This window comes from Ruegeria sp. AM5 (genome assembly GCF_056540645.1).
Window position 1 is genome coordinate 1 of the sequence record NZ_JBQFXC010000014.1, and the last position, 22,413, is coordinate 22,413.

Annotated in this window: 20 protein-coding genes; 9 read left to right on the top strand and 11 right to left on the bottom strand. The window is 56.7% G+C overall.

The features are described 5' to 3' along the window. Positions 1 to 356: 356 nt before the first annotated feature. From katG to ACR0AH_RS19320, 3 genes are all read right to left on the bottom strand, one after another. Positions 357 to 2,558: a catalase/peroxidase HPI gene (katG, locus tag ACR0AH_RS19310; RefSeq protein ID WP_480593302.1), complete on the bottom strand. Its 2,202-nt coding sequence runs from the start codon at positions 2,556 to 2,558 to the stop codon at positions 357 to 359. Between the two features lie 424 nt (positions 2,559 to 2,982). After that, a complete protein-coding gene (locus tag ACR0AH_RS19315) occupies positions 2,983 to 3,966 on the bottom strand; it encodes a glycosyltransferase family 2 protein (protein WP_480593304.1) in 984 nt (327 codons plus the stop codon). Positions 3,967 to 4,012: 46 nt separating this feature from the next. After that, positions 4,013 to 4,870, bottom strand: coding sequence for an SDR family oxidoreductase (locus ACR0AH_RS19320; protein ID WP_170408734.1), 858 nt, complete (start codon positions 4,868 to 4,870; stop codon positions 4,013 to 4,015). An 88-nt stretch (positions 4,871 to 4,958) separates the two neighbouring features. On the opposite strand from ACR0AH_RS19320, the gene ACR0AH_RS19325 reads away from it, so the two are divergent. After that, positions 4,959 to 5,591, top strand: a complete 633-nt coding sequence (locus ACR0AH_RS19325) for a class I SAM-dependent DNA methyltransferase (RefSeq protein ID WP_480593306.1) — start codon at positions 4,959 to 4,961, stop codon at positions 5,589 to 5,591. A 66-nt stretch (positions 5,592 to 5,657) separates the two neighbouring features. Here the strand turns inward: ACR0AH_RS19325 and ACR0AH_RS19330 are convergent, their stop codons facing one another. Both ACR0AH_RS19330 and ACR0AH_RS19335 read right to left on the bottom strand, forming a co-directional pair. After that, positions 5,658 to 6,644 carry a sterol desaturase family protein gene (locus tag ACR0AH_RS19330; RefSeq protein WP_170426230.1) on the bottom strand — a complete coding sequence of 329 codons (987 nt, stop codon included), beginning with the start codon at positions 6,642 to 6,644 and terminating at the stop codon, positions 5,658 to 5,660. Positions 6,645 to 6,668: 24 nt separating this feature from the next. Further along, positions 6,669 to 7,424 carry a class II aldolase and adducin N-terminal domain-containing protein gene (locus tag ACR0AH_RS19335; RefSeq protein ID WP_170426232.1) on the bottom strand — a complete coding sequence of 252 codons (756 nt, stop codon included), beginning with the start codon at positions 7,422 to 7,424 and terminating at the stop codon, positions 6,669 to 6,671. A 116-nt stretch (positions 7,425 to 7,540) separates the two neighbouring features. Here ACR0AH_RS19335 and ACR0AH_RS19340 point away from each other — a divergent pair, with 116 nt between their 5' ends. The 6 genes from ACR0AH_RS19340 to ACR0AH_RS19365 all read left to right on the top strand — a co-directional run bounded on the left by ACR0AH_RS19340 (position 7,541) and on the right by ACR0AH_RS19365 (position 15,048). Next, entirely contained in the window at positions 7,541 to 8,416 is an 876-nt protein-coding gene (locus tag ACR0AH_RS19340; RefSeq protein WP_480593309.1) for a LysR family transcriptional regulator, read from the top strand. Between the two features lie 157 nt (positions 8,417 to 8,573). Beyond that, the gene (gene ade, locus ACR0AH_RS19345; RefSeq protein ID WP_480593311.1) at positions 8,574 to 10,376 is read left to right on the top strand and encodes an adenine deaminase; all 1,803 of its coding nucleotides are present in this window, start codon (positions 8,574 to 8,576) and stop codon (positions 10,374 to 10,376) included. Beyond that, complete coding sequence (locus tag ACR0AH_RS19350) at positions 10,373 to 11,836, top strand: AMP nucleosidase (RefSeq protein ID WP_480593313.1); 1,464 nt, start codon at positions 10,373 to 10,375, stop codon at positions 11,834 to 11,836. Before ade ends, ACR0AH_RS19350 begins: the two co-directional genes overlap by 4 nt. A gap of 130 nt (positions 11,837 to 11,966) precedes the next feature. Further along, positions 11,967 to 12,254 carry an HU family DNA-binding protein gene (locus ACR0AH_RS19355; protein WP_010442901.1) on the top strand — a complete coding sequence of 96 codons (288 nt, stop codon included), beginning with the start codon at positions 11,967 to 11,969 and terminating at the stop codon, positions 12,252 to 12,254. A gap of 176 nt (positions 12,255 to 12,430) precedes the next feature. Further along, positions 12,431 to 13,978: a hypothetical protein gene (locus tag ACR0AH_RS19360; protein ID WP_170734099.1), complete on the top strand. Its 1,548-nt coding sequence runs from the start codon at positions 12,431 to 12,433 to the stop codon at positions 13,976 to 13,978. Between the two features lie 182 nt (positions 13,979 to 14,160). Next, complete coding sequence (locus tag ACR0AH_RS19365; RefSeq protein WP_170598607.1) at positions 14,161 to 15,048, top strand: DMT family transporter; 888 nt, start codon at positions 14,161 to 14,163, stop codon at positions 15,046 to 15,048. Here ACR0AH_RS19365 and ACR0AH_RS19370 read toward each other — a convergent pair. Then, a complete protein-coding gene (locus ACR0AH_RS19370; RefSeq protein WP_480593315.1) occupies positions 15,024 to 15,545 on the bottom strand; it encodes a glutathione peroxidase in 522 nt (173 codons plus the stop codon). The genes ACR0AH_RS19365 and ACR0AH_RS19370 overlap by 25 nt on opposite strands. 143 nt (positions 15,546 to 15,688) lie before the next feature. Between ACR0AH_RS19370 and msrB the strand changes: the two genes are divergently transcribed. Then, complete coding sequence (gene msrB / locus ACR0AH_RS19375; RefSeq protein ID WP_480593317.1) at positions 15,689 to 16,135, top strand: peptide-methionine (R)-S-oxide reductase MsrB; 447 nt, start codon at positions 15,689 to 15,691, stop codon at positions 16,133 to 16,135. Beyond that, entirely contained in the window at positions 16,135 to 16,647 is a 513-nt protein-coding gene (msrA, locus tag ACR0AH_RS19380; RefSeq protein ID WP_170408742.1) for a peptide-methionine (S)-S-oxide reductase MsrA, read from the top strand. Before msrB ends, msrA begins: the two co-directional genes overlap by 1 nt. Before the next feature lie 24 nt (positions 16,648 to 16,671). Here the strand turns inward: msrA and ACR0AH_RS19385 are convergent, their stop codons facing one another. From ACR0AH_RS19385 to ACR0AH_RS19405, 5 genes are all read right to left on the bottom strand, one after another. Further along, positions 16,672 to 18,675, bottom strand: coding sequence for a hydantoinase/oxoprolinase family protein (locus ACR0AH_RS19385; protein WP_480593319.1), 2,004 nt, complete (start codon positions 18,673 to 18,675; stop codon positions 16,672 to 16,674). A 62-nt stretch (positions 18,676 to 18,737) separates the two neighbouring features. After that, positions 18,738 to 19,775, bottom strand: a complete 1,038-nt coding sequence (gene queG / locus ACR0AH_RS19390; protein WP_170426247.1) for a tRNA epoxyqueuosine(34) reductase QueG — start codon at positions 19,773 to 19,775, stop codon at positions 18,738 to 18,740. 76 nt (positions 19,776 to 19,851) lie between these two features. After that, on the bottom strand, positions 19,852 to 20,517 hold the full coding sequence (gene fzlA / locus ACR0AH_RS19395; protein ID WP_170399162.1) for an FtsZ-binding protein FzlA: 666 nt from the start codon (positions 20,515 to 20,517) through the stop codon (positions 19,852 to 19,854). A 60-nt stretch (positions 20,518 to 20,577) separates the two neighbouring features. Next, a complete protein-coding gene (gene mtgA / locus ACR0AH_RS19400) occupies positions 20,578 to 21,318 on the bottom strand; it encodes a monofunctional biosynthetic peptidoglycan transglycosylase (RefSeq protein ID WP_170426249.1) in 741 nt (246 codons plus the stop codon). 38 nt (positions 21,319 to 21,356) lie between these two features. Further along, positions 21,357 to 22,325 carry a Hint domain-containing protein gene (locus ACR0AH_RS19405; RefSeq protein ID WP_480593320.1) on the bottom strand — a complete coding sequence of 323 codons (969 nt, stop codon included), beginning with the start codon at positions 22,323 to 22,325 and terminating at the stop codon, positions 21,357 to 21,359. Positions 22,326 to 22,413: the final 88 nt, after the last annotated feature.

Below are 22,413 nucleotides of genomic sequence, written 5' to 3' on the forward strand. Positions count from 1 at the left end.
CCCAATCAAAAACCTCAGATGCCCCCAGTCTCTCCCGAGCGTCTCCGCAGCTTCCACCGCGTCCCAGCACCTCAGCAGCGCCGGTGAAGGGGTATTTACGGATTAGGTCTGGGACCTGCAACCCCCAATTTGAAAAAACTTCACATTTCCGACCACCTTCCTCTTCATCTTAATAGAAACAACAGGTTAGCTTAACAAATCCTCCCGAAAACTCACAAAAAAGAGGTTTATAGAAAGAGAAAGAACAGTCTCTCGGCGGAATCGTACCCAATGCTTGGTACGCGCCCTGAGCCAGGCGCATGAAAACGCCGCCCGACTCTCCTCGGGCGGCGCAATTTACTGCGATGGTTATAGGGTTACTTCAGATCAAAACGATCCGCGTTCATCACCTTGTTCCAGGCCGAGACGAAATCGCAGACAAATTTGCCGCCTGCGTCGTCCTGACCATAGACCTCGGCCAGTGCCCGCAGCTGCGAGTTCGACCCAAAGACCAAATCCACGCGGGTACCTGTCCACTTCACGTCACCACTTGCGCGGTCGCGGCCTTCATAGACGCCGTCACCGGATGGTTTCCATTCGGTGCCCATATCCAGCAGGTTCACGAAGAAATCGGTGCTGAGCGTGCCGACCCGTTCGGTCAGCACACCATGAGAAGTTCCGTCAAAGTTTGTGCCCAGCACACGCATCCCACCTACAAGCGCGGTCATCTCCGGTGCCGACAGCGTCAGCAGTTGCGCTTTGTCCACCAGCAGGGCCTCGGCCGGAACCGAGTATTCCTTGTGCAGGTAGTTGCGGAAACCGTCCGCCATCGGTTCCATCACCGTGAAAGACTCGACATCCGTCTGCTCTTGCGAAGCATCGGTGCGGCCGGGGCTAAAGGGAACATCAACGTCATGACCTGCAGCCTTGGCTGCCTGTTCGATGGCAGCACCACCACCCAAGACAATGACATCTGCCAATGAGACCTTCTTGCCACCAGACTGTGCGTCATTGAACGCTTTCTGAACGCCTTCCAGCGCATCCAGCGACTTGGACAGTTTCAGCGGTTCGTTGACCTCCCAATCCTTCTGCGGGGCCAGACGAACGCGCGCACCGTTGGCACCGCCACGCATATCCGATCCCCGGAAGGTCGAGGCCGAAGCCCATGCGGTCGACACCAGATCTGAGATAGACAATCCCGTCGCGAGTATCTTGGCTTTCAGATCGGCTACATCAGCGTCGTCAATAAGCGCGTGATCGACGGCCGGGACGTTGTCTTGCCAAATAAGCTCTTCGCTGGGAGCCTCGGCTCCAAGATAACGCGCACGCGGACCCATGTCGCGGTGGGTTAGTTTGAACCACGCGCGAGCAAAGGCATCGGCAAATTCGTCCGGGTTTTCGTGAAAGCGCTTCGAGATCGGGCCATAGATCGGATCCATGCGCATCGCCATGTCGGCGGTGGTCATCATAGTCTTGACCTTTTTCGATGGATCACCCGCTGCCGGGGCCATGTCCTCTTCCTTGACCCCAACAGGTTCCCAGATCCACGCGCCCGCTGGGCTCTTGGTCAGGTTCCAGTCGTAGCCAAACAGCAGGTCGAAGTAACCGTTGTCCCACTTGGTCGGGTTTGCGGTCCAGGCACCCTCGATGCCGCTGGTGGTGGTATCATCACCCTTGCCGCTGCCAAAGTCGTTGATCCAGCCAAAGCCCATCGCCTCCATCGGGGCGGCCTCGGGTTCGGGACCGACAAGACCGGGATCACCGGCGCCGTGGGCCTTACCAAAGGTGTGGCCACCCGCAACCAAAGCAACGGTTTCTTCGTCATTCATCGCCATTCGGCCAAAGGTGTCGCGAATATCGCGACCTGAAGCCAAGGCATCTGGCTGACCATCTGGACCTTCGGGATTCACATAGATCAGACCCATTTGCACAGCGGCCAACGGGTTTTCCAGATCACGTTCGCCCGAATAGCGGCTGTGCGGGTTCTCGGTTGGAGCCAGCCATTCGGTCTCGGCACCCCAATAAATGTCTTCCTCAGGTGCCCAGATGTCTTCACGACCACCGGAGAATCCAAATGTTGTGCCGCCCATGGATTCGATCGCGCAGTTGCCCGCCAATATGTAAAGGTCAGCCCACGAGATCTGGTTGCCGTACTTCTGCTTGATCGGCCAAAGCAGACGGCGCGCTTTGTCCAGGTTGCCATTGTCCGGCCAGCTGTTCAGAGGCGCGAACCGCTGATTGCCGGTCGATGCGCCGCCGCGGCCATCTGCCGTGCGGTAGGTGCCCGCTGCGTGCCAGGCCATACGAATGAACAAACCGCCATAGTGACCATAATCTGCGGGCCACCAATCTTGCGAATCTGTCATCAGCGCATACAGGTCTTCCTTCAGTGCGTTCAGGTCGAGCTTCTTGAACTCTTCGGCATAGTCGAATGTCTCGCCCATCGGGTTCGATGCAGGGCTATGCTGATGCAGAATCGACAGGTTCAGTTGGTTCGGCCACCAATCCCGGTTGGACCGGGCCTCGGCGCCATGCATTACCGGGCATTTGCCCATGTTGGGGGTATCACTTCCGTCCATATCGATCTCCAGTCCTGGCTAGATGTGTGCGTCGCGCGGTTAACTTTGAAACGAGAAACAGGGGTCTTGAGTGTTTTTGCGCTCGTCCTTGGCATGGGCGTTACGCGGGATCGCGCAGATCGGCCCTGCCTTCATTGTAGGAAATAGCATTAACGACTCGTTCTTTCTGTTTGGATGTAGATTTAGCAAATCCAAGCCATTCATATAAGTTTTGTTTTTTGATGATATTGATAATCCAGAGCTATCACTTGAACATCTGCGCGCAGCCTGACCCTGAAGCGCGTGATTGCGATTGCACCACCAAGCTTCACCGTGCCTCGCAAGTCGGGCACAAGAGAGAGTGGACGCAAATAAACTTCCGATGATGGCCGCGCATGAAACGACTGAACTGAGTCTAGCGCAAAACGGATTGACCGGCCCAGACTCAGTGGCCACTGACCTTCTTATAAAGGGCCGATTTATAGCCGAAGGGAATTCCCAATACCCCGACAAGCCACCCAACCGTTCGGGCGATCTGGATCAATCGCCGATCTGGTTGGAACGGAAACAGAAGGATTGCCCCTAACAGCGCCAACAAGCGAAAGGGGGTGCTCAAAAACCCCAAGATCGCCTTTGTTGGCTTCTGATCAAGCTTACGGCGCATATGGGTGTTGGACTGGTCCCTTCCCCGGGCGGTCTGATACCAGAATGACAACCTTTCGGGAGGAATGGTCTCGTACACAAAAGCGTCGGGCACCCAGCCGACCGGTAAGCCTGCAGCAACGGTCTCGGCATAAAACTTTGCATCCGTCCCGCCGGTCATCCGCATGGTTTCATCGAACCAAAGGCCGGTTTCGCTGAACAGACGTGTCTCGCCCAGCCAGTTATTTGTCACGATGGTCACGCCACCGGTACCGTTCAAGTTGGCTTTCTTTGCAGCCGCGTTTTCCTTGTCGAGGTAACGATTGCTGATATTGCGCAACATCAGCCGCTGAATCGCGGTCTCCTGCCCCGATGGCCCCGCCGCACGAAGCGGAGCGCCCATTAGCACGGCAGAGCTGTTGCGATACCCGGCGACCAACCGTTCAAGCCAATCGACCGCCACCACTTCGTCATCATCGACAAAACAGAGCAGATCCGAGCCATTCTCCAACGCTTCGCGCGCGGCTCGGTTGCGTCCGAACGGGATGCCGAGTTCGGTCTCAAGGACATAGTTCAGACTTGCTCCATTAGGCAGCATCTCCCCTACTGCCTGCACGGTACCTTCGCTGAGCGCTGAGCTGTCGTTTTCCACCACCAAACATCGCACCGAGCAGTCGGGCGGCAGCTTCATCTCTCCCCAGCTTCGAATCAAAGCGGCCAGCATCTCGGGCCGCTGCCGGGTCAGGGTCGAAACGGTAATGTTCAGCGGGACAGAGCGGTCTTTCATCGAAATCCCATACAATCCGTGCCGGTTTCTTGGCAAGGCGCGGTGATCAAGTGGCATCCTTCTGATGCTGCATCAGTGCTTCCAACCCTACACGGTAGTTCGGATAGAGCAATGAGACGCCCAGTTCATCCTTGATCCTGTCATTCCGAACGCGCTTGTTCTCATTATAGAAACTGCGCGCCATCGGGGTCAGATCAGCCTCATCAAACGGTACAGCAGGTGGCATCGGCAGACCTTGCAATTCGGCGGCATAGCCGATCACATCCTGCGGCGGCACCGGTTCATCATCACAGACATTGTAGATCGCACCCGGATTGGGTTTGGCCATCGACGCGATCAAAACCTGTGCAATGTCGTCAACATGAATGCGCGAAAACACCTGGCCCGGCTTGATGATCCGCCGCAACCCACCGCGTTTCAGCTTTGAAAACGGCCCGCGACCCGGCCCGTAAATCCCTGCCAGTCGGAAGATATGCAAGGGCAGGCCCGGAATGCCGCCCCATTGCTCCTCGGCACGCACGCGCCAACGGCCACGTTCAGCCGTCGGTGTGGCGGGCGTCGTCTCATCCACCCAGCCTCCCTGGTGATCCCCGTAAACGGCTGTGGTCGACAGGTAGCCGACCCATTTGAACTGTCCGATCCGCGCGGCGATCTCATCCTTCAATTCCGCCAGCACCGGATCACCATCGGCTGTGGGTGCTGTAGAGACAAGCAGATGCGTCACCCCATCCAGATCAGGCCGATCCCCCGGCCAGACCCAAGGCTCGGCGCCCGAGTCGCGGATTGTCTCAAGTTGCTGGGAATCACGCGTGGTTCCGATGACCCGCCATGTGGTTGGATCCAGTTGCCTCGATATCGCTCGGGCAGAATAGCCGTGGCCGAAGGAGAATAGTGTCTGTGTCATGGTCCCTTTGATGATCTGCCCGGCACGTGGATGCAAGCGCCGGATGGACGCACTTGATTCGAATCCTCTGATGCGCATTCATTGAGAAATGACCAAAAAGACACCTGACTTGCACGCAGCCTACTCCCTGAAATCGCCCGAGGAGAACAAGCGCCTTTATGCGGAATGGGCAGGGGAATATGACGACAGTTTCGCAGCGCTTGAGGACTATCAACTCCACACCCACACGGCGCGCGCTTTTGTGGGTGCAGGCGGACAAGGCCCGGTATTGGATGTAGGCGCGGGCACGGGGTTATGCGGAGCTATTCTGGCCGGGTTGGGCGTGGGTCCGATCGACGCCACCGATATCAGCGCCGAAATGCTGGACGAGGCGATGCGCAAGGATATCTATCGCGACGCGATCGAAGCCGATCTCAATCAGGGCCTGCCGGTTCCGCGCGGCAGCTATGCCGGTGTCGTCTCGTCCGGAACGTTCACCCATGGCCATCTTGGGCCAGAAGTTTTGCCAGCGCTCTTGCGCGTCGCACGCCACGGTGCGCAGTTCGCCCTGTCGATCAACGCAAAACACTTTGAGGCGCTCGGGTTCGCCGATACCTTCCGCCGCCTCGAAGCGGATCAGATCAGAGACTTATCGTTAACGCAGGTCCGGATTTATGGCGATCTTGCTGCCGGCCCTAACAAAGATGACGTCGCTTTGATCGCGTTGTTTGAGAAAACCTGACCAAAGCTCTGCGTAGGTCATATACGGACCTATGCAGAACTCGGCGGGGCAGAACGCCCTCGTGATCTAAGTATACATCTGCTTCTTGAAAGCCCGTGTCCGCGTTGTCGCCTCGGCTGAACCATCGTGATAAGTGCCGAACCACTTGTCGAACGGAATCTCGGATGTGCCGTAGTTACACTCGAAATACCGGTGATGAAGCTGGTGGAAGAAGTCCCCTGCCCGCGCGGCATCCGTTTCACCAGCCTTCAGCTTTTCGAAACCCGAGTGAGACAGTACCGGGCTGATCTGCTGGAAGTAGGCGTGAAACAGCAGATGCAGCGGATGCGAGGGTACAATCAGATGGATGAAGTAGGTGGTGAAATAGAGAAGGTTTTCATACCAGTGGTTCGATATTCCCGACCATGGTCCGATATTGACGTTACGATGGTGCACAGCATGAACGTGCTTGTAGAGTTTCGGGTGATGTTCCAATCGGTGCACCCAGTAGAAATGAAGCCCTGACCACATCGGGATGAAAAGCATCCAGATCACGAACCAAACGGGGGCCGCGGCCCAGGTTATCACTGGCGCATAGCCATTCGCCATCGCCCAGTAGATCAGCCACTGATAGACCGTCGCCACAGTCATCGCACTTCCCAGCGTCCACCAGATGTTATCCAAAACCTGATTTCGAAAGGTAAACGACCCATTGTCACGTGTCAGATCACGCCGGTCGAATTTCTTGTACATGCCCTGCCCTTTGCGCATGTAAAGCCACCAATGCAGACCTCCTGCTATCATGATCTGAGGCACCATGTTCAGCAGCCAGATACGGAACATCCAGCCGGGCGCGAAACTCTGCATGGTCTCTAATGGAGGTAAAAACACGAAATAGGCGGCAAAAGCCATCACCATGCAAAGCGTCAGCGACGTAAGGGGAAGCCAAGCCCCTTTGTACCAGTTCAGGATAGCCGCAGGACGCGGCGGCCAGTTGAACAAAGGGTTCAAACCGACGGGCCCTTCGGGGCGGTAATTCCATCGGGCGGCTTCTGCATCATGTATATCGGTCATGGCTGAAACTCCTAACAGTGCGCTTCAGGTTGCGTAATCCGAGCCTTCGGCATCCAGAACAGATTTGATTTCGCGTAAATGTGCTTCGGCCTGACCGGGATATTCATCAAGCTCTTGCGCGGTTTTCTCAGCAATCTCATCGGACAGAACGCGCAAAGGTTGCCCGGTTTGAAGAGCACGAATGTACGTTTCTGCGGCGCGTTCAAAATAATAGAGTCTGTTAAAGGCATCTGCCGGACTGTCGCCGATCACCAAAACCCCGTGGTTGCCCATGATCATGACTTTCTTTTTCGGGTCCGACAGCATCGCGGCACAGCGCTCACCTTCGCTTTCAAAAGCCAGACCTCCGAATTCTTCATCGATTACGTAGCGATTGAAGAAAGTTGCGGTGTTCTGATCGATCGGCGGTAAGCTGCTGTCTGCCAGCGAGGCAAGAACCGTCGCAAAAATCGAATGCACGTGCATCACGCAGCGCGCATGCGGGCAATGGCGGTGGATCGATCCGTGGAGCCCCCAAGCCGTCGGATCCGGTGCGCCGGGCTGGTCCATGACATCTTTGTCATTGGCATCAAGCAGCAGCAGATTTGACGCCTTGATACGCGCGAAATGCATCTGATTGGCATTCATCAGGAACTGCGTGCCGTCTTCGTTCACCGCAAGGCTGAAATGGTTCGCCACCCCTTCATGCATGTTCAACCGTTCGGTCCAGCGGAATGCGGCGGCCATGTCCACGCGTTCGGACCAATGATCGATGTTGGGACGCAGGTTTGTAACGCTCATGCCGGGCTCCTTCGCGGGGTATTCGATTTCTGGAAATCGTGCCTTCGCCGCAAACGTTTGACCAACGAAAAAAACAAGCCTAGTTCATTAGTAAAACTACTGGCAGAGTTATAAGCATGCAGAAATCACTTCCTCCGCTCGGCTGGCTACGCACATTTGAAGCGGCGGCCCGTCATTTGTCATTCACGGGGGCGGCGCGGGATTTGAACATGACGCAAAGCGCAGTCAGCCAGCAAATCAAATCACTAGAGGGCTATTTGGGTCAGCCCTTATTCCTACGTCGTCCGCGTGCATTGGAGCTGACCGAAGCTGGTATCACCTATCTGCCGGTCGTGCGTGAAGCCTTTCGAACTCTGGTAAGGGGGACACAAGCCGTCACGGGCGCACAACAAAACGCAGTTCAGGTCCAGAGCAATATCACATTTGCCGTCAACTGGCTGGCTCCGCGCCTACCCAGGTTTCGGGAACTGCATCCGGATGTACATCTGAACATCTTCACCGAACTATGGGAGCCGCGCGAAATGGCCGAGGGCGCGGCGGTGGAAATCCGCTATTCGCTGCGCCCAGCCGATACGGTGCGAACGGAATTGCTACGGACAGATCACTATTATCCTGTCTGTGCCCCCGATTTCCCGGTGACGCTGGAAACCCTGCAGGAACAACCCCTATTCGACTGTTCAAATTTGTTGTCGAATTGGGAGAGTTGGATCACAGATCAGAGTCTAACTTGGCAAAAACCCAAGGTAACCTATTCGACGACCTATCTGGTCAGCCTGTCGGTTGCGATGGCCGGAGGAGGCCTATGTTTAGCCCACGACATGATCGCAAAACGGTTGATTGACGAGGGTCGTTTGATCGCGCCGTGCAACCATCGCGCTGCTATGCCCGAGGCCTATTATCTATTGCTATCGCCCCAAGCCGAGGAAACGCCGGGCGCGTTGGCATTTGTCGACTGGCTGCGCGCAGAGATCGAAGCCGATCGCCACAACTAATCGCGGGTCGCTCCCGCCCATCGTTGATGCCCTTTGGGCATCTCCTCTGGTTGGGCGTGGCAGCGCTGACGTGCTGCGGATGGCAGGTTTTGTGATGATTCCATGATACCTTAATAGTGGGGGTTGCACCTTGCGCCGCATTCGGGAAAGTTGGGCCATGGAATACACTCCCTTCCCAAGTTGGCCCGATACCGCCCCTCGTCTCATCGCTGTTGCTTCTGGCCGCGAGGCTGCCGATTTGGTGATCCGTGGCGGCGTCTGGGTCAATGTGCATAGCCGCGAAACCCTGCCTGACCATGACGTGGCGATCGCTGCGGGGCGCGTTGCTTTTGTGGGGCCGGACACCGCGCATTGTATCGGTCCTGAGACTCAGATCATCGAGGCGCACGGTCGCTATTTGGTGCCGGGGTTTTGCGACGCACATATGCATATCGAATCAGGTATGTTGACCCCGGCAGAATTTGCCCGCGCAGTCACTCCGCATGGGACGACTTCGATGTTCACCGACCCGCATGAGATCGCCAATGTGATGGGGTTGGAAGGCGTACGCCTGATGCATGACGAAGCGCTGATGCAGCCGGTGAACATCTTCACCCAGATGCCGTCCTGTGCACCCTCAGCACCGGGGCTTGAGACCACAGGGTATGAGATCACCGCCGAGGATGTGGTTGAGGCGATGTCTTGGCCCGGTATCATCGGACTGGGCGAGATGATGAACTTTCCCGGAGTCATTCATGGCGATCCGAAGATGTTGGCAGAGATCGCGGCCACACAGCGCGCCGGTAAAACAGTTGGCGGGCACTATGCTTCGCCAGATTTAGGGCCTGAATTTGCCGCTTACGTCGCTGGTGGCCCTGCGGATGATCATGAAGGCACCTGCGAGGCCGACGCCATCGCACGTGTCCGTCAGGGAATGCGGTCAATGATGCGGTTGGGGTCGGCTTGGTATGATGTCGAAAGCCAGATTACTGCGGTGACTGAAAAAGGGCTGGACCCGCGCAACTTCATCTTGTGCACCGACGACTGCCATTCGGGAACGCTGGTAAATGACGGACACATGAACCGCGTAGTGCGACATGCGATTGCCTGTGGTTGCGATCCTCTGGTTGCGCTGCAAATGGCGACGATCAACACGGCGACCCATTTTGGGTTGGAACGCGAGATCGGCTCGATCACACCCGGGCGGCGCGCCGACATTATCCTGAGTTCTGATCTGGTAGAGCTTCCGATTGAAACCGTGATCGCGCGAGGTCAGATTGTGGCTGAAAACGGGACGGTAACAGTTGATTGCCCGCATCTGAACTGGCCCGCTAAGGCGCGAAATACCGTACACCTAGGGCATGCGTTGACCTCGACAGACTTTGAAATCGCAGCCCCTGCCGGAGCGAACCGTGTCATGGCCAACGTGATCGGGGTGGTTGAAAATCAGGCCCCAACGCAAGCGTTGAAATCCGAGCTGCCGATTATCGAAGGGCGTGTTGAAGGCGAAGGCGATGTGTGCCAAATCGCATTGGTCGAACGGCATCGCGCCACGGGGGGTGTGACCAACGCCTTTGTCTCGGGCTTTGGATATCAGGGCAAAATGGCCATGGCCTCGACCGTTGCGCATGACAGCCACCATATGATTGTTGTCGGCACCGACCGTGAACAGATGGCACTGGCTGCGAACCGGCTGGCCGAAGTGAGTGGAGGCATCACAATCTTCCGCGATGGTGAAGAACTGGCCCTGGTGGAACTGCCTATCGCAGGTCTGATGTCTGACAGCCCAGCGACTGACGTTGCCGCCAAAGCTGAACGAATGGTCGAGGCGATGAAGACCTGCGGCTGTCAGCTTAACAACGCCTATATGCAGCACTCTCTGCTGGCCTTGGTTGTGATCCCTGAGCTGCGGATCTCGGATCTTGGGCTGGTGGACGTGCGCACATTTGAAAAGATCGATCTTCTGGAACCCCTTGCATGACTACTATCCGAACACCCGACGTTCCTAACCCTGAGAAATTTACCGACCCGCTGGCAGCCGTCGCACGTTTAGAAGAGCTTTATGAACAGGCGACAAAATTCCTGTGCGATAGGTTTGCAAATGCACTTAAGAACGGCGCTCCTACCGAGAGATTTCGAGCGTTCTACCCCGAAATCCGGATCAGGACCTCGTCTTACGCGCAGGTCGACAGTCGGTTGAGCTTCGGTCACGTGTCCGAGCCGGGCACGCACGCCACGACAGTGACGCGCCCCGATCTGTTCCGGTCCTACCTTACCCAGCAAATCGCGCTATTGATCAAGAACCACGATCAGCCGGTCACAATCGGAGCTTCGGAAACGCCGATCCCGGTCCATTTCGCTGTCGCCAATAACCCGGATCTGGTTGTCCCGCATCAGGGTGCAGCTGGGTTCACTCTGCGCGATGCGTTCGATGTACCGGACCTGAATACAACAAACGACGATATCGTGAATGGCGTGCACGAGCTGGAAAACGAAGCGGGACCCCTTGCGCTCTTCACAGCCCAGCGGGTGGACTATTCGCTTGCACGACTGTCGCATTATACGGCGACTGACCCCGGCCATTTCCAAAACCACGTGCTGTTCACCAACTATCAGTTCTATGTCTCGGAATTTGAGAGCTACGCACGGGCTCAACTGGCCGATCCCAACAGCGGCTATACCAGCTTCGTCTCGACCGGGAATGTCGAGATCACGGATGCCGAAGCCGTACTGGAACAGCCCCTTAAACTGCCGCAAATGCCAACCTACCACCTGAAACGCGCGGATGGGTCTGGGATCACGCTGGTCAATATCGGCGTCGGGCCATCGAATGCCAAAACAGCCACCGACCACATTGCGGTTCTGCGCCCGCACGCCTGGTTGATGGTCGGCCACTGCGCCGGTCTGCGCAACACGCAGGCGCTTGGGGATTTCGTTTTGGCACATGCCTACCTGCGCGAGGACAAAGTGCTGGACGACGACCTGCCCGTCTGGGTGCCGATCCCACCGCTGGCCGAAGTCCAGGTCGCGCTGGAACAGGCTGTGGCCGAGGTAACCGAGTTGGAAGGCTACGAGCTGAAACGTATCATGCGAACAGGTACAGTCGCCTCAGTCGATAACCGCAATTGGGAGCTTCGCGATCAGTCCGGCCCGGTGCAACGGCTCAGCCAGTCCCGTGCGATTGCGCTGGATATGGAAAGTGCGACAATCGCAGCCAACGGTTATCGGTTCCGGGTTCCTTACGGCACCTTGCTGTGCGTCTCGGATAAGCCCTTGCATGGTGAATTAAAGCTTCCCGGCATGGCTTCGGCGTTCTATACCACTCAGGTCAGTCGTCATCTGGCGATCGGAATCCGGGCGATGGAGCACTTGCGCGGCATGCCGTTGGAACGGTTACACAGCCGGAAATTGCGTTCGTTCGACGAAACGGCCTTTCTCTGAAGCAAAAAAGCAACGAATTTCCCCTATTTTTGGGGTTTTTAGTGCTACTATTCGTTGTGTTCAGCCACAATATCCCGTTACAGTTACGCGGTGAGGCCCTATAGATCGGGCACGTTAAGGAGACCAAGAAATGGCAAAGCCTATGACAAAGACTCAGCTGGTGGCTGCTCTCGCTGAGGAAATGGGAACTGACAAGAAATCCGCAAATGCCGCGCTGGAGGCCATGACCGGCCTGATCACTCGCGAAGTTTCGGCCGGTGGTGCCGTCACCCTGCCCGGCGTTGGCAAAATCTACTGCCGCGAGCGCCCCGAGCGCATGGTGCGCAACCCCGCCACCGGCGAGCAGTTCAAGAAAGAAGCCGACAAAGTGGTCAAAATGACCATCGCGAAAGCTCTGAAAGACAGCGTCAACGGCTAATTCGCCGAAGACAGATCACAAGATCGAAGGGGTCGCCACCTGGCGGCCCTTTTACTTTGCTTGAACAAGCCATTCAAACATCTGATTGATATTGAGTTTTCACTACTATCTCCATAGTTGTGTCATATTCCTCATCCACTCGCTCAATGGGAAGTATTATTGAGGAATCTCGACTTATGGCACGATATCAAACCACTGAATTTGATACAGAAAATCAATTCGACTGGGCGAGCATTCAATACACGATTGAAGACGATGTTGTCGTTGCAACGCGGACGACTTTTGATGCCGGATACGAGGTCTTCGGGACTTACGAAGACGGCGTTTTGCGTCAGGAATTTTATGTCGGAACAGAAGAGGCATTGGGCTTTGATAATCGGTTCATTGACTATGACGCCAATGGCATAATGACCGAACGCGGAACGGTTTATCCAGACAGTATCCGCGTGACCGAGACCTTTCAAAATGGTGTTCCGAATGAGATTGTCATCCAAGATGGGTTTTTCGGAGACGGTGCAAAACCCTGGGACCAGATCGTTCTACGCTATGATGCGTCGGGCAATATCATAGGCCGCACGATAACAAACGATAATGGTGCCCAGACGGTTGAAGCCTTCGCGCCCGGTCATTTCAGTACTGTTCAGGACTTTCTACAAACCAAATCCTGGGATCGGATCGACACGTTCTTCGATGTCAACGGAGAGACAACCGGACGGACGACCACCTATGACAATGGAATTGTCAAACAGGAAACGTGGACAGACGGACAGCGTAGCAACGTAACGCAGACAGACGGAAGCGACATAAAGTCGTGGGAAACCATCAGCACCTCATTTGATGGCAGTGGAAAGATATCTGAAAAGACAACGACATATGACAACGGTGTCGCGAAGCACGAGGTCTGGTCAAATGGCCAGCGCGTCAGCATCAGCCAGACTGATGAGCTGGATGCGAAATCCTGGGATTCGATCACGACCGCCTATCAGGACGGACAAATCTCGGAACGTCGGCTGGAGAAAGATAATGGGGACGTAACCGTTACACTTTATGCGGATGGAAAACGTTCTGACGTGCTGCAACTGGACGGGGACGACAGTGCTTCTTGGGCATTGAAAGTCACCAGCTATCCAGACGCAGCCGGGAAAGAGATTTCTTTGTATGAAAAGGTCGAGGACATCCCTGAATCCTTGTTCCAATACTTCCCGGAACTGACCCCGCCTGACCCGCTTGAAGAGTTCGTGCTGGATTTCAATGACGGAACCCGCATCAAAGACAATGATCAGGTGCTGAATGGTGTATTTATTGCAAGTGTTAGCAAAGGGCAGAGCAACACTGATGGCATTCTAACCCCATACGAATACGGTGGCTCAAACCCCGACCCCGACCTGGAGGCATTCAATTCCTGGGGGGCAACGGTTGGCTTCTCCAAAAGCGATGGCGAAGAATTCAACTTCAACAGCGTTTCCTTGGCCAATGCTTCCAGATCGGACACCACGTGTATTCCTGAATCGAACTGGGCAAACCAAGTCACAATCAATGCCTATAATGGCGATGAGCTGGTGCACTCCGCAGAGGTCGATCTGACATTCGATCACGTCACACACGAGTTTGACTGGCGCGATATTGATCACGTCGAGTTCGTTGCATCGGGAGGTGAAATTACCAATGACCATGTCGAGAACGCGGGTTGGTTCTCGATGGACGATCTTAGCTTTTTCGCCTGAATCAAGCGACAAGCTGAATCATAATGATGAGCAGCGCTTTTCTACAAAAAGCTCTGCTCATTCTCATTGCGCGCAAGCTCATTGATGCCAACTATCGGGCGACCCCGCTATTCGACGCAATGGGTCCTTGCAGCTCATGTTAAAATCAGGAACAGTCGCCCGAATTTCATCAGGAGGCCGTAATGGACCTGCGCGCCATCGCCATGGGGCTTGTTTTCGCCCTCATCTGGTCTTCGGCCTTCAGCTCGGCGCGAATCATCGTTGCCGATGCCTCGCCTTTGTTCTCGTTGGCGCTGCGATTTCTGATTTCGGGACTAATGGGCGTGGCGATCGCACGCGCCATGGGGCAAAGCTGGCGCCTGACTCGCAACCAATGGCGCGCCACTATTCTGTTCGGAATCTGCCAAAATGCCCTTTATTTGGGTCTAAACTTCTATGCGATGCAGACAGTCGAGGCTTCGGTCGCGGCGATTATCGCCTCGACTATGCCCCTGCTGGTAGCCCTAGCCGGCTGGCTGCTATTGGGTGAGCGGATGCGCCCGCTGGGCATCGTCGGCTTGCTGGCAGGTTTTGTCGGTGTCGCGCTAATCATGGGTAGCCGGATTAACGCTGGTGTCGATCTGTTCGGGGTTCTGCTCTGCGGAATCGGGGCGCTGGCGCTGACCTTTGCCACCTTGGCTGTTCGGGGGGCGACTTCGGGCGGTAACTTCATGATGGTGGTTGGGCTGCAGATGCTTATCGGATCGGCGGTGCTGTTTCTCGCCGCCCCGGTGTTCGAGTCTATTCATATCCACGCCACACTGCCTTTTATGCTGGCTTTTACCTACACCACGCTATTCCCGGGCCTTCTGGCTACTTTCATCTGGTTCCTGCTACTGGATCGCATCGGCCCGATCCGTGCAGCAACGTTCCATTTCCTCAACCCGGTATTCGGTGTGACCATCGCCGCCATTTTACTGGGTGAGAAGCTGGGCCCATTGGATGCGGTGGGAGTTCTGATCACAACGCTGGGAATTCTTGCTGTACAGCTGTCGCGCGAACCCGGTCAGCGCAGTAACGCCTCGACCTGATCTATCAATTTAGGCGCATTTGGCTTGGTGCTTGACCCATAGGTGGCAACGACCTCACCCTCGGGGCCAATAAGCACTTTGTTAAAGTTCCATTTCGGGACAAAGCCAGTCTGCGCAGCAACAGCTTGGTAAAACGGATGGGCATCCGAACCTTTCACTGGAGTGATATCCGTCATCGGAAGCGTAAGGTCATAATTTAGTTCGCAAAAATTCTTGACCTCTTTCGACGACGCCAGCTCTTGTTTGAACGAATTCGACGGGACCACCAGTACCACCAGCCCGCGTTCTTCATATGTTTCGTGCAGCTCCTGCAACGCTGCGTATTGTCCGGTAAAGCCGCAAAGCGACGCCGTGTTGACCACAAGCACGGGCTGTCCGCGCCAGTCTTCCAGTGATATTATCCCGCCATCGATTGATGAAAATTCGCCCGTCAGTGGTGCCGCCTGAAGGGCTTTGCCCAACAAGATCAGAGCAGTCAACAGAGCCATACGGAACATCACTTCACCTCCTGTTATGAATCATACGCGCTGTGCATTCGTTTGGATCAACTGCACAGACCCGCGAGCGCGCTGTAATATGGTTTTGATTCCTGCGCATCTATGCCCAAATAGGACATCATCATTCAAACACCGGAGGATCCATGTCCCGTTATACCAAAGACCCAGAGGTCATTGCGGCCCTCTCACCTGAAGAATTTCACGTCACCCAGCGCAGCGGCACCGAACGCCCGGGCACTGGCAAGCTGTTGAACAACAAGGAACCGGGCATCTACGTGGATATCGTCTCGGGCGAGCCGTTGTTCGCCTCGACCCACAAATACGAATCCGGCTGCGGCTGGCCCAGTTTCACCAAGCCGATCATACATGAACATGTCGAAGAGTTTCGCGACACCACTCATGGCATGATCCGGACCGAGGTCCGCTCGAAACACGGCGACAGCCACCTGGGCCACGTGTTTCCCGATGGGCCCCGCGAACATGGCGGGCTACGCTATTGCATCAATTCCGCCTCGCTGCGGTTCATTCATCGCGACGAGATGGAGGCCGGAGGTTATGGCGAATTTCTGATCCATGTGGAGGATATCTGATGACCGATGAACGCGCCGTTCTGGCCGGAGGCTGCTTTTGGGGCATGCAGGACCTGATCCGCAAACTGCCCGGCGTCTCGCGCACCCGCGTCGGGTACACCGGCGGCGATGTGCCAAACGCAACTTATCGCAACCACGGCACCCATGCTGAAGGGATCGAAATCTGGTTCGACCCGACCCAGATCACCTATCGCGATCTGCTAGAGTTCTTTTTCCAGATCCACGACCCGACCACCCTGAATCGTCAGGGCAATGACCGCGGAATGAGTTATCGCTCGGCGATCTACTATGTGGACGATGCCCAGAAACAGGTGGCCGAAGATACAATTGCCGATGTCAACGCTAGTGGCATTTGGCCCGGCAATGTGGTGACCGAGGTCGAACCCGTCGGCGATTTCTGGGAAGCCGAGCCCGAGCATCAAGATTACCTAGAGCGCATCCCCAACGGATACACCTGCCATTTCCCGCGCCCGGACTGGGTGCTGCCAAAACGCTCCAGTGCGGCAGAATGATATGCGCGGTAGCGCCTTGCGGGGCTATCCGACCGCCACCCGAGGTCGTCCGCTCGCTTCAACCGTGATCAACGCTTCGACGAATACCTCTTGCGCCTCAATCTTGGCGGTGCGGATATCGCGGTCGACTGTCACGCGTATATCCTCGGCACCTGCTTGGCGCACCGCGCCCTCAGCCTCGTTGCGCAGCACCTCTTCAAGCAGCTGCAGAGCGGAATTCGAGTCCGAGAAATCCTGCGGCCCCTCTTCCAGATGTACCCGATAGCGGCCTTCGGCCGGGGACGTAACTGAACCGGCCCGCCGAAGGGTCAGCCGCCCGACAACCGCACCGATGGCATTTGCAACACCGGCATGCTCTGGCAGGACCATCTTGCAATGCAACCGCTCTCCGACTGCCGGGTAATAGCTGGGGGCCGAAGCCCCAAGGCCCACTACATCCACATTCAGCGCGGTATCCAATGCCAACAACCCACGGTGTTTCGCCAACCCGCGCTGCGTCAGAACATGCCGGGCCAGATCTCTTGCAGGCTGGTCAAACCCATGGCTTTCCTCGGCAAAAGCAGTCTCTAATAAGGTCAATGAGGTTTGTTCCGTCAACTGATCGACAATGAGCTGAGCCAGCGCTTCAGGCGATACTGCCAGCCTGTCCCCTGATCCAACCCGCTTACGCGCCATCAGTTCCAGCGCCTTGAGCGCTGCCGAGCAGTCCCAATCCGCAAGCCGCCCCAGAGCATGGCTGGCATCCGAAGGGGTGACACCCGAGACCTGTACGATCCCGCGATCCACCAAACGACCCAGTGCCCCATGCTCCATCCGGGTTTGCAACAGACTGCTGAGCGGCACAACACGATCCTCCAACCGGTCCAGTAACACTGATTCACGCGGCCCGACCCCATCGGCGGGGATACCCGGCACACGACGGGCAAACCTCGTGTCATGTTCACCTACAGTCGTCGCCCGCAATTGCTCATCCAATGCCGCATGTACCACATCCGGGGCCTCAGCTGCGATCAGCGACACCGGCAGCACCCGACGCGGCCCAAGGAAGACACCGCCGCCTAGGCCTTCGGTCACCACATGCACCTGACTGTCACCGCCCAAACCATGAGTCCGCATCGCAACCGCTTCAACCATGGTCCTGAAACCGCCAACCTGCGCGCCTGCGGGGTCGATGGCAGGTTTGCCATCTCTGATCAGCGCGACGTCGGTCGTGGTCCCGCCGATATCGGACACCAGCGCGTTCTCAACATCGGTCAGCCAGCGCGCGCCAACGATAGAGGCCGCAGGGCCACTTAGGATCGTTTCAATCGGACGCTCCCGCGCCTGCTCGGCGCTCATCAAAGCGCCATCCCCGCGCACAACCATCATTGGGGCGGTGATGCCCTGCGCGCGCAACTGATCCTGCGCGCGCCCGATCAAGCGGTCGATCATCCCGATCAATCGTGCATTCAGCACGGCGGTCACCGCACGCTTTGGCCCATTCAGCTTGGCCGACAGGTGATGAGAGCACGTGACCGGCGCTCCCGTACGCTCGGAAATCACGCGCGCCACTTCCAGTTCATGCGCCGGATTCCTGGTCGCGAACTGTGCCGCAACCGCATAGCCGGAAATGCCTGAATGTGAGTCTAAAAAGGCCTCTAGCCCTGCAACATCCAATTCGGCGACCTGACCCCCGGCATGGTTGTGCCCCCCGGCCAGAACCAAAGCCGGATCGCCCTTCAACGCCTCTCTTAGACCGTGTTTCTCAAGGTCGCTTTCCCGAAACCCGACATAGATCAACGCCACGCGCCCGCCCTGGCCTTCGACCAACGCATTGGTGGCCAGCGTTGTCGATAACGATGCCATCCCAATCTGATCCGGAGACACATCAGCCGTCTCTAGCACAGCAGAAACCGCGCGGCCCAAACCAATCGCTAGATCCGCTCGTGTGGTCAGCGATTTGGCCGACGCGATCACCTCGCGCTCATCCCGGATCAGCACCGCATCCGTATAGGTTCCGCCCGTATCCACCCCCAAAGCCAACGCCATCGGGTCCTCCATCTGTTCGCCAGAACCGGGTGTAGCGTTTTCCTGCGGCGCGTCCAGCCTGTTTACGACAACCGGGATGCCGCCCAGCGCGCGGCATCAGCCACGGTCGGATCCGGATCATCGGTCAGCGTCTGTGCAACCTGCAGTAACGCCGGCACCGCTGAGTTCCCAATCGCATAAAGCACGTTCCGCACGAACCGATTCCGGCCGATCCGCTTTATCGGCGAGCCCGAGAACATCGCGCGGAATGCTGTATCATCCAGCTGCGCCAGTTCCGCCAACGGAGGCGCCTTTAGCTCCTCCCGCGCCGCATAGCGAAGGTCACTGGCCGCGACCGCAAACTTGTTCCACGGGCAGGCCGCAAGACAATCATCGCAGCCATAGATTCGGTTGCCCAACAGCGCGCGCAACTCTTCCTCCACCGGCCCCTTATGCTCGATGGTCAGATACGAAATACAGCGCCGCGCATCCAACTGATACGGTGCCGGAAACGCGTCGGTCGGACAGGCCGTCAAACACGCGCGGCATGAGCCACAATGGTCGACCTCAGCGCCATCCACAGGCAAATCTAAAGTTGTGAAAACAGACCCTAAAAAGGCCCAATTTCCCCAATCCTGACTGACAAGATTGGTATGCTTGCCCTGCCACCCCAGCCCAGCGGCCTGCCCCAGCGCCTTCTCTGGCACCGGAGCAGTATCGACAAACACCTTCACTTCACCCCCACCCTCGGCAATCAGCCAGCGCGCCAATCGTTTGAGGCGCTTCTTAACCAGATCGTGATAATCCTTGTTCTGCGCATAAACCGAAATGGCGCCCAAGTTGGAATGCGCCAGCACCGCAGTCGGATCATGCTCGGGCGTATAGCTCTCCGCAAGCATGATCACCGACCGCGCGTCAGGCCACAGCACAGACGGATCACCGCGCCAATGAGCCCGCTCAGCCATCCAGCCCATCTGGCCATGATATCCGGCTTGTAGAAAGGCATCCAACCGTTCGGGAACAAGGGGCACATCCCAAGGACGACAAACCCGACAGGCGACAAACCCCTCAGACAAGGCTTGCTCCACCAACCGCTGTTTCAACTCCGATCCGCTCTTCATCTGGCCAAAAATACCTTCGGGGGTGAATTGGCCCAATGGCCAAGAGGGGGCGGACAGCCCCCTACCCCTCAATCTATCAGAAATCCAGATCCGCGTAATGTGGCGGTGGCCGGAATCCCGGAACCTGATCCGCCAGAATCGAGCGGAACGCCGGGCGGGATTTGATCTTGGCGTACCAGTCCTTCACCGCAGAGCTTCGGTTCCAATCTACGTCCGAAATGTAATCCAGCGCCGACAGATGCGCCGCCGCGGCGAAATCGGCCAATGTCATCTGATCTCCGGCCAGCCAGCGACGGTGATCCAGCAGCCAGGCCATATAATCCAGATGATACTTGATCGCGCGCGCGCCTTCCTTGACGTTCTTGCTGTCCGGATAGCCTTGCCCTGTTACTTTCTTGTTCACCCGCTCATACAGTAGCTTTGAGGTCACCTCGTGGTGAAACTTGTCATCAAACCAGCCTACCAAACGCCGCACCTCATAACGTGCTTCGGCTTTTTTAGGCATCAAGGGTGGCTCGGGTCGGGTCTCTTCGATATATTCGCAGATCGCGGCGCTCTCGGCCATGATCTGACCATCCAGTCGCAGCACAGGAACCTTACCCGCCGGGTTGCGGCGCAAAAAATCCGGGTCCTGTTCCCAGTATCGTTCTTCGACCAGCTCAACCTCGATCTTCTTTTCGGCCAGAGACAGGCGAACCTTGCGGCAATAGGGCGAGAGGGGAACGTGAAACAGACGCGCCATGAACTTCCATTCGAACCAGTAGAGTACCCTTCAAGCTTTAGCCGCTGAGGGGTCTGGGTTTCAATCCTCGAAACACGCGGCGCGTCCATCTGCGCGGATGGTGGCCGCTCCATCCAGAATTGACGCGGCACGCCTGCGGGTCCGCACCGATGGATCCGTCACCGACCGGTTGCGCGGGGATGGCAGAATCGCCGCCACACGCGCCGCTTGTGTCGGAGACATTTTTGCCGCACTCACCCCATAATACTTCTGCGCCGCGGCCTCGACGCCAAAGATCCCTTGTCCGGTTTCCGCGACGTTCAGATACACTTCGAGAATGCGCTGCTTGCTCCAGACGATTTCAACAATCGGAGTCATCGAGGTTTCAAGCGCCTTGCGGACCCAGCTGCGCCCCTGCCAGAGAAATACATTCTTGACCACCTGCTGCGTGATGGTCGATGCACCCCGGCTGCCGCCATCTTCCAGCGCATCGCGGATCGCTTCGACATCAAAGCCCCAATGCAGGCAGAAGTTGGCATCCTCGGCTGCTACGACCGACCGCGCCATGATCGGTGCAATCTCTTCGATCGGCACCCACTCGCGATCAACCTTCCCAAGCCGACGCCACTCGGACCAGATCGTATGCGTGACCGGCGGGTTCACGACTGAATAGATCAGAACCAAAGACACAAAAGCCACGACCATCGCCAGAACAACACGAAGGGCCCAGCGCCGTATCCGAGCGATGGGGCCTGTTGTTTTGTTTGATCTGGACGCCTTCTTTTTCTTACCGCGCGGTTTGCGGACTGCTTTTTTTGCCATGCCTTGCTATACGCCGCGAAGGGCGTATTTGAAACGGATTATTTCGACAACATCTGTCCGTCGCGCGGTCGCACAACCGGGCGTGCAGTTCTGACTGAGGCTGCTCCGCGCGCCGCCAACTCCGGGAACAAGGCCAATACTTCTGCTTGCGTCCGACGCTCGGCCTGGGTCAGTGCATGTCCCGGGTAGTAGCTTTCACTTTTGGCGCCATTGGTGAACACGATCTCATGTCGCCGGAACAGAATGTGGATATAATCCACCTCGCCCCCTTCGACACGCGTGACTGTTGTTCCGTTCACAAGACAATGGGCAGCGATCAGAACTTCTTCATGGCCAAACAGGTAGGGTGCACGCCAATCATCGATCAGCATCCTGTGCTGCGGCGAAACAAGCAGAGGGCGCGTGAGCCCGAACATCCCTGTCTCGAACCGAATTGGGGCCAGTTTACCCTCGGCTGCTACCTTGGTCCGACCAATCCAGAGCACAGGTTTAGCGCCGCTATCCGCGGTCGTAACCAGATCTCCAAGTTTCAGGTCCTCGACCGGTCGGGGCCCATCGGGGGTATTAATCAATGTGCCGGGCGTAAAGCAGGGCGGACCGAGATCACCGTTGGCGATATCGACCGAACCAAACGAAGCCCCATCATCGCTAAAATCGGTGACTGAAGAAGAAACAAACGTGCCTTGCTGCAGAACCGATCCGTCTGTTGGGGTAAAAACCTCGCGCCCGTCAGCAAGGTAGAAGGTAACGCCGGTATATGTAACCTGCGCACCACCCGGCAACTCGATCGTCACCATATCATCGAAGTAAGACGCAGTGATGTCAGATCCGTCAACCGAGTCTCCATTCAGCCGGTTGACCAGATCATCGTCATTCTGATCGATGATATCAAAGAACTCGACGTTCAGCGTGGATCCAACAACGGTTCCGTTCGCACCCGGATTGGCCGGGTCGAGCACAAAAAACTGGTCTGTATACGTCGTGGGCACACCGATATTCCACTTCACTCACATCATTGGGATAGCAGCATGCCTGCATTTCCCGAATAAACTATGACTAAAGCTAGGCGTTATGCACGGCATTACACAAGAATTG